Origin of the sequence: Nonomuraea mesophila (genome assembly GCF_004352805.1) — a bacterium.
GTDB lineage: Bacteria > Actinomycetota > Actinomycetes > Streptosporangiales > Streptosporangiaceae > Nonomuraea > Nonomuraea longispora.
This window is the reverse complement of sequence record NZ_SMLD01000008.1, coordinates 87,988-100,648: the sequence shown is the minus strand read 5'-3', so window position 1 is coordinate 100,648 and position 12,661 is coordinate 87,988. Positions and strand designations below refer to the sequence as shown.

Below are 12,661 nucleotides of genomic sequence, written 5' to 3'. Positions count from 1 at the left end.
CGCGAGGAGGGCGCATGGGAGCAGATCCGGAGGGGAGCGGGCACGGTGCCGCCCCGGGCGGATCCGTCCCCATCCTACGGGTGCGCGGCCTGAGCAGGGAGTTCCGCGGTTTCCTCGCCGTGGACGGCGTGGATCTGGACATCGCCGAAGGCAGCGTGCACGCGCTGGTGGGACCCAACGGCGCCGGCAAGACCACCCTGTTCAACCTGCTCACCGGCTTCCTGAAGCCGAGCGCCGGCAGCGTGCAGCTCGCGGGCGGCCGGGAGCTGGCCGGGCGCAGCCCCGAGGCGATCACCCGGCTGGGCGTGGCGCGCTCGTTCCAGATCACCAGCCTGTTCGCCGAGCTGACCCCGCACCAGCACGTGGAGCTGGCGCTGGCGAGCCCCACCGGTCTCGGCTGGCGGTTCTGGCGTTCCGACCGGGCGCTGGCCCGCTTCGCCGGACGCGCCGGGGAACTGCTCGACCAGGTCGGGTTGTCCGGCCACGGCCACGTGCCCGCGGGTTCACTGCCGTACGGGAGCAAACGGGCGCTGGAGCTGGCGCTGGCCCTCGCCCTGGACCCCAAGGTGCTGCTGCTCGACGAGCCGACCGCCGGGATGGGCGTGGAGGACGTCGACCGTACGAGCGAGCTCGTCCGCAAGATCCGTACGGGCCGGACCGTGGTCCTGGTCGAGCACAACATGAACGTGGTGGCCAGCCTGGCCGACCGGGTGACCGTCCTGCAGCACGGCAAGGTGCTGGCCGAAGGGCCGTACGCCGAGATCCGCCACGATCCGCGGGTCATCACCGCCTACCTCGGAGACTCCCATGCTGCGCGTTGACCGGCTGTCGGCCTGGTACGGCGAGGCGCAGGCCCTGCGCGAGGTGTCGATGCGGGTGGACGAGGGCGAGATCGTCACGCTGGTCGGCCGCAACGGCGCGGGCAAGACCACGCTGCTGCGCTGCCTGATGGGGCTGCACGGCGCGTACGGCAGGACCACGGGCACAGTGTCGCTGTTCGACGAGGACATCTCCGGCCTGGCCCCGCACCGCAGGGCCCGCCGTGGCCTGGGCTTCGTCCCGGACGACCGGGGCGTGTACGCCACCCTGTCGGTGGAGGAGAACCTGCTGCTCCCGCCGGTGACCAAGGGCGGCCAGGAGCCGTGGCCGCTGAAGCGCGTGTACGAGACGTTCCCGCCGCTGCGCGAGCGCCGCCGGTTCCCCGGGACGAAGTTGTCGGGCGGTGAGCAGCAGATGCTCGCGCTGGCCCGGGTGCTGCGCACGGGCGCCCGGCTGTTGTTGTGCGACGAGCCGACCGAGGGCCTGTCGCCGCTGATCGTCCAGCAGATCGGGGAGATCCTGCGCGAGGTCAAGGCGGCCGGGGTGACGGTCCTGCTCATCGAGCAGAACGTGCACTTCGCCGCCACCGTCGCCGACCGCCACTACCTGCTCGCCGAGGGCCGGATCGTCGAGTCGCTGGACAACGACCAGGTCCGCGAACGCGAGCACGAGTTGCTCGAATACCTCGGGATCTGACGACCACGACGCTGGGGAAACAGAGGAGTTGCCTTGATGAGAGTCACAGGTTGGGGCGGCTGCCTGGCCGCCACGGGGTTGCTGCTGGCCGGGTGCGGCGGCGGTCCCGGCGGTGGCGACGAGAAGATCAGTGACGGCAAGGTGGTGCTGGCCGTGCTGAACGACCAGTCGGGCATCTACGCCGACACCTCGGGGCGTCAGACGATCGAGGCCGTCAAGATGGCGGTGGCCGACTTTCAGGCGAAATATGGTGACAAGGCGGTGTCCAAGGCGATCGAAGTCAAGGACGCCGACCACCAGAACAAGCCCGAGATCGCCAACTCCAAGGCGCAGGAGCTCTACGACCGGCAGCAGGCCGACGTGATCCTCGACGTGCCGACTTCCTCGGCCGCGTTCGCCGTCGCCACCATCGCCAAGAACAAGAAGAAGGTGTTCATCGACGTCGGCGCGGCCAGCACCGAACTCGAGGGCAAGCAGTGCAACAAGTACACCTTCCACTACGGCTACAACAGCTACATGCTGGCCCACGGCACCGGCGCCGAGGTCACCAAGGACGGCTCCAAGAACTGGTACATCGTCTACCCCGACTACGCGTTCGGGCAGGACATGGAGAAGACCTTCAGCGCGGCGATCAAGGACGCGGGCGGCACCGTGGTCGCGTCCGACCCGACGCCGTTCCCCAACGACAACTTCTCCACGTTCCTGCTCAAGGCGCCGAACCTGGACCCCAAGCCACAGGTGATCGGCACGATGCAGGCCGGCGGTGACCTCGTCAACCTGGTCAAGCAGTACAACGAGTACAAGCTGCGCGACAAGGGCGTCGGGCTCGCGGTCGGGCTGCTGGCGCTCAGCGACATCCACTCGCTCGGGGCGGACGCCCTGGCCGGGACCCGCTACACCGACATGTGGTACTGGAACGCCGACGAGAAGTCCCGCGCCTGGGCCGACAAGTTCCACGCCAAGACCGGCAAGCGGCCGACCGCCAACATGGCGGCCAACTACTCGGCCGCCCTGCAGTACCTCGAGGCCGTGCAGCGCGGCGGCACCGACAACTCCGACGAGGTGGTCAAGCAGCTGGAAGGCCACAAGATCGAGGACATGTTCGCCCGCAACGCCACCATCCGCCCCCAGGACCACCTGCTGCTGCACGACGCCTACCTGTCGGAGGTCAAGCCGTCCAGCGAGGTCAAGGAGCCGTACGACTACGTGAAGGTCATCAAGACCATCCCGGCGGCGGAGGCGTTCCAGCCGCAGCCCGACCCCGCCTGCAAGCTGTAGGCGGCCGGCGTGCTCCAGCAGGCGTTCAACGGGCTGGTGGGCGGGGCCTTCTACGCCCTGCTCGCCCTCGGCCTGTCCGTCATCTTCGGCATGCTCGGCGTGGTCAACCTGGCCCACGGCGCGTTCTACATGCTCGGCGCCTTCGGGGCATTCATCGCACTCGACGCGTTCGGGCTGAACTTCTGGATCGCCCTGCTGCTGGTGCCGCCGCTGTTGGGCGTCGCCGGGATCGTGCTGGAACGGCTGTTCATCCGGCGGCTGACGCCGCTCGACCCGCTCTACAACTTCCTGTTCACGTTCGGGCTCGCGCTCATCCTCCAGGACCTGGTCAAGCGGGAGTACGGGGTGAGCTCGCAGCCCTACCCGAGGCCGGAGGCGCTGAACGGCACGGTCGACCTCGGGCTGTTCACCTACCCGGCCTACCAGGTGTTCGTGCTGGCCGTGTCGGTGCTGATGTGCGTGGTCGTGTGGCTGGTGCTCACGCGCACCCGGGTCGGGATGATCGTCAGGGCCGCGACCGAGCGGCCCGAGCTGACCCGCGGGCTCGGCATCGACGTCGGCCGGTGGGTGACCCCGGTGTTCGGCTTCGGGATCGCGCTGGCCGCGTTCGCCGGGGTGCTGGCCGCGCCGATGCGGGCGGTCAACCCGCTCATGGGCGCCGACCTCATCATCACCGTGTTCGCGGTCGTGGTGATCGGCGGCCTCGGCTCGGTGTTCGGCTCGGTCGCGGCGGGCTTCGCCGTCGGCCTGGTGTCGGCCCTCGGCAACCTGTACGTGCCGGCGCTCTCGCAGATCCTGGTGTTCATCCTCATGGCCGTCGTGCTGCTGTGGCGCCCGGCCGGGCTGTTCGGACGCGAGGAGGCGTTCCGGTGATCCTGACCAGGCTGGCCCGCTCGGGCCGGGGCGGATGGCTGCTCCTCGCCGCCGGGCTCGTCGCCGCCTTCGCCCTGCCGTGGCTGATCTACCCGCCGGTGGCGCTGGACATCGCCTGCTGGGCGCTGTTCGCCGCGTCGGTGGACCTGCTGCTGGGCTTCACCGGGCTGCTGTCGTTCGGGCACGCCGCGTTCTGGGGCGGGTCGGCGTACTGCACGGGCCTGATCGCGCTGCACACCGGGATGCCCTTCCCCGTCGCGATCGCGGGCGGCGCGGTGTTCACCGCGCTGCTGGCGCTGCCGATCGGTTTCCTGTCCGTACGGCTCAGCGGCATCTATTTCGCCATGGTCACCCTGGCCTTCGCTCAGATGATCTATTTCGTGGCCAACCAGTGGAGAGACGTCACCGGCGGGGAGAACGGCCTGCAGGGCATCCCGCGCGAGCTGTTCGGGCTCGACCTGTCCGACTCGTTCTTCTTCTACTACGCGGGCCTGCCGTTCGTGCTGGCCGGGCTGTTCGCCGCCTGGCGGATCGTGCGTTCGCCGTTCGGCCGGGTGCTGGTGTCCATCCGCGCCAACCCCGACCGGGCGCGGGCCCTCGGCTATCCGGTCGACCGCTACAAGCTGCAGGCGTTCGTCCTGTCCGCCGCGCTCGCCGGCACGGCCGGCGGGGTCTTCGCCATCGGCCACGGCTTCGCCTCGCTCGAAGGGGTCTACTGGACCACCTCCGGGCAGGCCGTGATGATGGTGATCCTCGGCGGGATCGGCACGTTGTGGGGCGGCGCCATCGGCGCGGCCCTGATCGTCCAGCTCCAGGACTTCCTGGCCACCGCCGGGTTCGCCGAGACCGGGATCATCACGGGCACCATCTTCATCGTGGTCGTGCTGCTGTTCCGGCGCGGCATCTGGGGAACCGCCCACCACCTGCTGGTCACCCGCCGTACGCCCGCCGCGCCCGCCGACGTGCCCGCCGAGCCCAGGAAGTCCGTCGACACCCCTGCCTGACCGTGAAAGCCCGCCCGTTGCATGGGTGAACGCCCTGTGACATCACCTATCTCCCCCGCAGCCTGGTAATTGGCGATCCGCACGACTTGACTAGTGCCCATTGTGAAGCGCGAGTGCTACAACGATGGGCAACGGTGTGAACAGGCGCAGTTTCCTCCAGCTTCTCGTGGACGGGGCCCCGCTGCCCCACTACGACGAGGTCCTGCACGACGCGGTGGCGAGCGCCGCCTCACCCGCCGAGATAGCCGATCTGCAGGCCGAGCACACGCTCGCCCTCCAGCTCCGCGACACGCTGGAGAAGCGGCGCAGCCGCCACGAGCAGCAGCGGGCGCTGGTGGAGTGCGCGAAAGAGCTGGCGGAGGACCGCAGCGACCCCGACACGATCCTGAGCCTGATCGTGAGCCAGGCGCAGCGGCTGCTCGGCTGCGACATGGCCTACCTGAGCCTCAACGACAACGAGGGCCGGGCGACCTGCATGCAGGTGATGGTGGGCGCGACCTCCTCGGCCTGGAAGGACGTCAGGATCCCGTTCGGGATCGGCATCGGCGGCAGGGTCGCCGCGACGGGCACGCCGTTCTCGACGCCCGACTACTTCAGCGACGAGCGCTTGACGCACGATCCGGCGGTCGACGCCTCGGTCAGGGCGGAGCGGCAGGTGTCGATCGTCGGCGTACCGCTGCGCACCAGCGCCGTCATCGGGGTGTTGTTCGCCTCCAACCGCACGCCGGGCTGGTTCTCCCACGACGCCATCGCCCTGCTCGGCTCGTTCGCCACGCTCGCCGCGACGGCCATCGAGCAGGCGCGGTCGAGGCACGACCGGCAGCAGACGCTGGCGGCGCTCCGGCGGGAGAACGCGGCACTCCGGCAGCGCGCGGCCGACCAGGAGCGGGCGGTCGCGGCCCACGACCAGAGCATGGCCATCGTGCTGCGCGGCGGCGGCGTGCAGGAGGTCGTGGCCGCGGCGGGCGACCAGCTCGGCGGCGTGCTGGCCATCTTCGACGAGTTCGAGACGCCGGTCGCCTGGACCCCCGGGGCGTCCGACGAGGTGCTGAAGGCGATGTCCGCCGCGGTGGGCGGCGCCGCCGGTCGCTCCGCCGCCGCCACCCACGACGGGACGTACTGGGTCACCGGCCTCGTCGCCGGCACCGAGAACCTCGGCACGCTCGTCTGGGGACCGCCGACCGCGCCCTCCGAGGTGGGCGACCTGGACCGGCGGCTGCTCGCCAGGGCCGCCGTCGTCGCCTCGCTGCTGCAACTGTTCAGCCGCAACCTCGCCGCGGCCGAGGCCAGGGTGCGCGGCGAACTGCTCGACGACCTCCTCACGCCCACCCCGCGTACGTACTCGTCGCTGGCCGAGCGGGCACTGCGGATCGGTTACCAGCCGCAGAAGCGGCATGCCGTGGTCGTCGCGCACATCCGGGCCGAGAACCGGCGCGGCCTCGCCTCCGTCGCCTCCGACCTCGCGGCCGCCCGCGACGGCCTGAGCACGGTACGCGACGGGCAGGCGATCCTGGTCGTGCCCTCCGACGACCCGTCGCTGACCGGCCGCCAGACGGCACGCTCGATGACCACGCGGCTCGGTTCGCCGGTCACCGTCGGCGCCGCGGGACCGGTCGACGACCCGGCCGACCTGCCGAGCGCGTACGCGGAGGCGCTGGCCTGCGTCCAGGCCCTGCTCCGGCTCGACCGGGTGGGCGTCGCGGCCACGGCCGACGACCTCGGGTACGCCGGGCTGCTACTGGGCGACGGCGCGTCCGCGGTGCGCTTCGTGGCGCGGACGCTCGGGCCGGTCATCCGGCACGACGAGCAGCGTTCCACCGCGCTGATGGAGACGCTCGAAACGTACTTCGCCACCGGGCAGAGCCTCGCCGCCAGCGCCAAACGCCTGCACATCCATCCGAACACCGTCACCCAGCGGCTCGACCGGGTCAGACGCCTGCTCGGCATGGACTGGAACAGCCCTGACCACACGCTGGAGATCCAGCTGGCGCTGCGGCTGCACCGGCTCCGCCGCGAACTCGACGACTGACCACCGCCGGTCCGCCGCGGCCGGCCGAAACGGTGAGGAAACAGCCGGCGGTGCATAAAGGAGGGCGACCGCCGAAGACCCGGCACGCCGTACGGCCCCGGTGGCCCTGCGCCGGGTCGTGCTCCGCCGAAAGGACGTCGACCAGTGAAGCGTGTGGCAGTGAACCGCGGCCTGCTCTCCGGAGCCCTGCTGCTGGCCTCCCTGACGGCCGGCCTGCCCGCCGCCGCCGAGTCAGGGGTCTCGGCCATCACGTGGCAGGCGTGCCCCGAGTTCTCCGACGAGGACCTGCGCGAGCAGAACCTCAAGGAGGAACAGTTCGCCGAGTTCAGGCGGCTGCTCGCCCGTACGGACTGCGGGACGATCCGCGTACCGCAGAACTACGACGAACCGCGCGGCAAGCAGATCACCGTGGCCCTGACCAGGTTGCGGGCCTCCGACCGGAAGAACCGCCTGGGCAGCATCGCGCTCAACCCCGGCGGGCCGGGCGGCTCCGGCTACCTGATGCCCCTCCACCTCGTCATGAGGGGCGCCAAGGGCCTGGACGAACGTCACGACCTGATCGGCGTCGACCCGCGCGGAGTCGGCCGCAGCACCAAGGTGAGCTGCCCCGACATCCCGCGCGGCACGCCCTCGCCAGGGCCGATCACCGAAGCGCACGCCAGGCAGGCCTACGCCGCCATGGTCGACTGGAGCGAGCAGTGCGTCCGGCGGGACCCCGCGTTCCTGCGGCAGCTCACCACCCCGAACGTGGCCCGCGACATCGACCGGATCCGCGCCGCCCTGGGCGAGCGGAAGATCGGCTTCTTCGGCGTCTCCTGGGGTACGTGGCTCGGCGCGGTCATGCGGACCATGTATCCCGCCAGGATGGGACGGATGTGGCTGGACAGCGTGGTCCCGCCCCGTTCCTGGCAGGACTTCGATACGAATGTCCAGGCCAACGCCGCGGACCGCAACTTCCGGCGCATGGCCGCGTGGATGGCCGAACGCCACGACACCTACGGCCTGGGCACCTCCGAACGGAAGGTGGTCTCGGCCGTGGAGGACATGGTCAGGCGGTACGACCGCGAGCCGCTGTCCTTCACCGACATCGACCTCACCGTGGACGGCGGGCTGGTCTCCCGGGCCGCCGGCCGGCCCAGCGGCCAGTGGCCCAGGATGGCCCAGGTGCTCAAGGAACTCGCCGACGCCACGGGCCCGCAGGCGCCGCCGGCCGTCAAGGAGGCGTTCGGCAGACCGGAGGGCGGAGGCGGAGGCGGGGACACCGGCACCGACAGGACGGCCGGCCGCGCGTACCACTGCAACGAGGACCCGACCCCGAGCACGATCGAGTCGAGCTGGAAGGACTACCAGCAGCGGCTCAAGCGGTATCCGGTGACCGGCCGGACGGCGAACTTCGTACACATGTGCGCGGGATGGCCGCTGCCGGCGAAGACGCCGACGGTACGTCCCACCGGCACCTCGCTCATGTTGTCCGGCCACCGCTACGAGACCGTGACGCCGTACGAGTGGGCGCGGGCCATGCGCGCGGCCATCGGCGGAACCCTGGTGAGCATCGACGACGACGTGCACGGCTCGGCTGCCCAGGTGCCCGGCTGCGCCGCGAAGGTGATCGCCTACTTCGAGACCGGCAGGCGCACCACCACGTGCCCGGGAAAGCAGGCTCAGCAGACCTTGTAGGCCCGCCGCGAGGAGTTGTACGAGCAGGAGTCGATCAGCTTCCCGGCCGGGTTCCGCAGGTAGGCGGTGTCGCTGGTCTGGTTCCAGATGTAGGCCAGCGTGCCTCCGCTCCTGCCCCAGTAGCGGGTGGTGCCGGTGTTCTTGCCCCTGCCGGTGCGCAGGGTGACCGTCTTCCCGGCTTTGAGGGTGAACGTGCCGAACCTGTAGATGTGGTCCTGCCGCCTCGTCGCGTCGCGGACGGTCCAGCCGGCGAGGTTGACGGCCTTCCTCGTCATGTTTCTGAGCTGCACGTACTCGCCGTTCAGGCTGCTGTTGGCGCCGAAGTCCGGCGAACCGGGCGAGTCATAGTAGATCTTGGTGATCTGGACGGCGGGGGCGGCGGCGTAGGCGGGCTGCGCGGCGGCGGCGACGGACGCGGCTAACAGGGTGGCGGTCACCAGGGAACGGGTACGCACAGCGACGACTCCTGGGTGGTGGGACATGATGTGGAACGATCCTATTGATGATCGCCCCGCCTGAATGGACCGTTCCCGTATCGGTTTGGTGTCCCATGCGCGGCTTGACTCTTTGTCGACGAACGTGCGCGGGTGCGGTGAAGGTGGGAGTGACTGACCCTGGTTGAGGTGTGCAGGGTCGGTACAGACTCGTGACCATGCCTCGGCGACCCGGCTCTGCACATTCTCCCAGGTTGGCGGCCGACCGACTGGGATCGCGCCTTCAGGCCGCGCGGGACATGGCGTTCGTGGGGCGTGCGGAGGAGCTCGCGGCTTTCCGGTCGGCACTGTACGGCGGCGGCTGCAACGTCCTGTACGTGCACGGTCCCGGCGGCATCGGCAAGTCGGCCCTGTTACGTCGGTTCGCGTGCGAGGCCACGATGGCGGGCCGGGCGGTGTCCCTGGTGGACGGGCACACGCTGGAGCCGTCACCGGCGGCGTTCGAGGCCGAGGCCGGCCGGGTGCTCCATGACGCGGACGCGGTGCTGCTGGTCGACGACGTCGAACGCCTGCAGGGCCTGGAGGGCTGGCTGCGCGAGCGGTTCCTGCCGCGGGTGCCCGTGGGGGCGCTGGTGGTGATCGCGGGGCGGTGCCCGCCGGACATCCGGTGGCAGGCGGACCCGGGATGGGCGGGGGCGCTGGAGGTGCTGCCGCTGCGCGACCTGCGGGCCGATGACGCGCGGGCGCTGCTGGACTCCCGAGGGGTGCCGGCCGAGTCGCGCGAGCCGCTGCTGGCCTTCGCCGGCGGTCATCCGTTGGCGCTGCTGCTGGGCGCGGCCGTGGCGGTGAAGGACGGCGGAGCCGGCAGGTGGACACCGAACCAGGACGTCGTGGCCACGCTGCTGGACCAGCTCGTGGGCGAGCTGCCGTCGGCGGCGCACCGGCTCGCCCTGGAGGTCTGCGCGCATGCGCACACGACGACGGAGGACCTGCTGCGGGCGGCCCTGCCGGACGACGCCGCGGCGTTGTTCCAGTGGTTGCGGCGGCTGCCGTTCGTGCAGTCGTGCGGTTCCGGGTTGTTCCCTCATGACGTGGTGCGCGAGCTGCTGGAGGCCGACCTGCGCTGGCGCGACCCCGAGGGGTACGCCGCGATGCACGACCGCATCCACGCCCACCTGGCGGACAAGGTGCGCACGGCGAACGACGCCGACGCGCTCGGCGCGGTCGTGGCACTGCTCTACCTGCATCGCGGCAACGGGGCTTCGGCCGACGTCCACGGCCACCGCGTCGAGGGCGAGTTCCAGGAGGACGTGCTGCGCGAGGAGGACGTCGGCACGTTGCTCCGGGTGGCGACGGCGGCCGAGGGCGCGGCGGCCGCGAGCTGCGCCGCCTTCTGGGCGGAACGGCAGCCGGAGGCGTTCCGGCTGTACCGGCGCACGGAGACCGGCGAACCGGCGGCCTTCTCCGCGTGGTTGCGCCTGGAGGAGCCCGACGAGGAGGAACTGGCGGCCGATCCCGTCGTGGCCGCGGCGTGGGAGCACGCGCGGGCCACCACGCCGTTGCGCGCCGGTGAGCATCTGGCGGTCAGCCGGCTGTGGATCTCGCCGTCGTACGGGTGTAACGCGCCGGTGATGGAGGTGATCCAGTGGCGTGTGATCGCCAACTGTCTGCGGGCCGAGCGCATGGCATGGTCATATATCGCGATTCGGCGGGCGACGGATGCGTGGACCGAACGCCTACGGCGATGCGGGATGCGCGACCTCACCGAGCGGCCCCGGCTGGCGGACGACCCGTACACCCTGTTCGTCCACGACTGGCGCGCGGTGCCGGCGCAGGCGTGGCTGGACCGCGTGAACCGCATGCTCGTCGCGGGTCCCGCCGGCGGTCAGGGCGCCGCGACGGCGGGCCTCGCGGTGTTGTCCCAGGCGGAGTTCGCCGAGGCGATCCGCAAGGCGCTGCGTCACCTGTGGCGGCCCGACGCGCTGGCCGCCTCCCCGCTGACGCGCACCAGGCTGATCGCCGAGCGGGCCGGCGACGCCCCGGCCACGGCACTGGCTGACCTGCTTCGGCAGGCGGTCGAGGACCTGCGCGAGGATCCGCGTTCGGTCAAGTTCCACCGGGCGGTCGCCGTCACCTACCTCCAGGACACGCCCACCCAGGAGGCGGCAGCGGAACGGCTCGGCCTGCCGTTCACCACCTACCGGCGTCACCTGATGGCCGGCATCGAACGGGTCTGCACCGCCCTGTGGCACCGGGAGCTGTACGGCGCGGACACGCCCGCGTACCGGCCGGGCTGAACGGCGCGGACACCGCCCGCGTACCGGCCGGGCTGAGCCGGCTCGTCCTGTTCCCTCCCGCCGGAGCTCTTCAATCCGGCAGGACCCGGGCCCGGGTCGGCCTCGAGCCGAAGCGCACCTCCGCGCCGGAACGCCGCCCGGCCTCCCCCTCCTCCGTCGTCGTCGTGCCCGCGCCCCGGACCGGCTCGATCAGGTCCTCCATCGTGCAGCCGAAGATGTCCAGCAGGGCCATCAGCATGCGCAGGTTGAGCCGTTCCGGCCGCTCGGCCACCAGCCGGTAGACCTGGCTCTGCGACAGCGGGAAACCCCGATCGGCCAGCAGCGGGCGCAGGTCGGTGGTGGCGTACAGGCCGCTGGCGGCCATCACCTCGCGCAGGCGCCAGCGGTAGTCGAACTCCGCCGTCACGCCGTTCCCCCGACCGTACGGACGCAGGCCGCCGTCGTCACGGCGAAGCTGTGCCCGACCTGCTTCTGCACGAACGCCAGGTCGGAGCCGTCCTCAAGGAGGTGCGCCATGTACGCCGTGCGCATGCAGTGCGGGGTCAGCGCCCGGTCCAGGTCGAGCGCGTCCCGGTAGGCCGCGAACCGGTCCTCGATCTCCCTGGTCCCGAGCCGGCTGCCCCGCTCGGTCAGCCAGAGCGCGCCCAGGTGGTTGCCGCGGTACCGGGGCCGGATGTGGTGCAGGTAGTCCTGGACCGCCTCCACCGCCCACGGCATCAGGCTGACGACCGTCCGCCGCTGCGGCGGGAGGCCCCTGATCCGCCTGCCGGCCCTGATGTCCAGGGAGCCGAACCGGCCCCACTCCGGAAAGCCGTCGTGGGGGCGGAAGTCGTCCACGTCCAGCCCCGACGCCTCCGAGCAGCGCAGCCCCCACGCATAGACCACCTTGAAGACGGTGGCGTCCCGGTAGCGGGCCAGAGCCCCCTTGTGGCCGTGGCGCAGGGCCACCTCCACCTGGTCGTCGGCGTGGTCGAGGAAGAGTTGCACCTCCTCACGGGTCATGGGCCGGCGCGCGGGGTCGCCCCGGTAGCCGGTGAGGTTCGCGTTCGCGCTCCAGTCGTTGAAGACCTGGGCCGGCGCCCTGCCGAAACGGGCCTCGCACTCCACCGGCCACCCGTGGCGCGGCGAGGTGACGTAGTCGCAGAAGAGCCGCAGCGCGCTCTGGTAGCGGCGCACCGTCGACTGCGCCCTGCGCCGCTCCACCAGGTGAGCGATCCACCTGCCGACATGCTCGGGCGACCACTGCCACGGGTAGGCGGCGGCGAACGTGGCGAACCGGCGTACCGCCTGCTCCCGGAAGGCGAGCGTCGGCGGCTGGAGGCGCCCCGCGGCGCCCTGCTGCCGCGACCAGCCCTCCAGCATCGAGTCGAAGACGACGGCTTCCTCGCCCGGCCCGGTGGCATCGCCATAGCCGTACATGCTCGTTCCCCCTCTGGTCCCCCGGATCCCGCATCGCGCCGAGCCCTACGGACGCCTCGATCAGCGTGCTCTCTCACCCGGGATCGTCCGGGTCGCCGGCAGCGGAATGTCCGCCGTCGCAGGCACGGCCTGCCC

At 71.3% G+C, this 12,661-nt stretch carries 11 protein-coding genes; 8 read left to right on the top strand and 3 right to left on the bottom strand.

The features are described 5' to 3' along the window. The first annotated feature begins 14 nt into the window (after window positions 1–14). From E1295_RS05200 to E1295_RS05170, 7 genes are all read left to right on the top strand, one after another. Window positions 15–821, top strand: a complete 807-nt coding sequence (locus E1295_RS05200; RefSeq protein ID WP_132628499.1) for an ABC transporter ATP-binding protein — start codon at window positions 15–17, stop codon at window positions 819–821. Continuing rightward, window positions 808–1,515, top strand: a complete 708-nt coding sequence (locus E1295_RS05195) for an ABC transporter ATP-binding protein (RefSeq protein WP_132628498.1) — start codon at window positions 808–810, stop codon at window positions 1,513–1,515. The genes E1295_RS05200 and E1295_RS05195 overlap by 14 nt, the downstream gene beginning before the upstream one ends. Window positions 1,516–1,551: 36 nt before the next feature. After that, window positions 1,552–2,793, top strand: a complete 1,242-nt coding sequence (locus tag E1295_RS05190) for an ABC transporter substrate-binding protein (protein WP_132628497.1) — start codon at window positions 1,552–1,554, stop codon at window positions 2,791–2,793. Window positions 2,794–2,802: 9 nt separating this feature from the next. Beyond that, window positions 2,803–3,666 (top strand): branched-chain amino acid ABC transporter permease, encoded by an 864-nt coding sequence (locus E1295_RS05185; RefSeq protein ID WP_132628496.1) that lies wholly within the window; start codon window positions 2,803–2,805, stop codon window positions 3,664–3,666. Then, window positions 3,663–4,670, top strand: a complete 1,008-nt coding sequence (locus E1295_RS05180; protein WP_220448545.1) for a branched-chain amino acid ABC transporter permease — start codon at window positions 3,663–3,665, stop codon at window positions 4,668–4,670. The genes E1295_RS05185 and E1295_RS05180 overlap by 4 nt, the downstream gene beginning before the upstream one ends. A 136-nt stretch (window positions 4,671–4,806) precedes the next feature. After that, window positions 4,807–6,699 (top strand): helix-turn-helix domain-containing protein, encoded by a 1,893-nt coding sequence (locus tag E1295_RS05175; protein WP_166427087.1) that lies wholly within the window; start codon window positions 4,807–4,809, stop codon window positions 6,697–6,699. A 144-nt stretch (window positions 6,700–6,843) separates the two neighbouring features. After that, complete coding sequence (locus E1295_RS05170; RefSeq protein ID WP_246079855.1) at window positions 6,844–8,376, top strand: alpha/beta fold hydrolase; 1,533 nt, start codon at window positions 6,844–6,846, stop codon at window positions 8,374–8,376. Here E1295_RS05170 and E1295_RS05165 read toward each other — a convergent pair. Continuing rightward, window positions 8,361–8,831: a lamin tail domain-containing protein gene (locus E1295_RS05165; RefSeq protein ID WP_246079854.1), complete on the bottom strand. Its 471-nt coding sequence runs from the start codon at window positions 8,829–8,831 to the stop codon at window positions 8,361–8,363. The genes E1295_RS05170 and E1295_RS05165 overlap by 16 nt on opposite strands. Before the next feature lie 233 nt (window positions 8,832–9,064). On the opposite strand from E1295_RS05165, the gene E1295_RS05160 reads away from it, so the two are divergent. Then, on the top strand, window positions 9,065–11,107 hold the full coding sequence (locus E1295_RS05160) for an ATP-binding protein (protein ID WP_132628492.1): 2,043 nt from the start codon (window positions 9,065–9,067) through the stop codon (window positions 11,105–11,107). A 70-nt stretch (window positions 11,108–11,177) separates the two neighbouring features. On the opposite strand, the gene E1295_RS05155 is transcribed toward E1295_RS05160, so the two are convergent. Next, complete coding sequence (locus tag E1295_RS05155) at window positions 11,178–11,513, bottom strand: helix-turn-helix domain-containing protein (protein WP_132628491.1); 336 nt, start codon at window positions 11,511–11,513, stop codon at window positions 11,178–11,180. Continuing rightward, window positions 11,510–12,526, bottom strand: a complete 1,017-nt coding sequence (locus E1295_RS05150) for a tyrosine-type recombinase/integrase (RefSeq protein WP_132628490.1) — start codon at window positions 12,524–12,526, stop codon at window positions 11,510–11,512. The genes E1295_RS05155 and E1295_RS05150 overlap by 4 nt, the downstream gene beginning before the upstream one ends. Window positions 12,527–12,661: the final 135 nt, after the last annotated feature.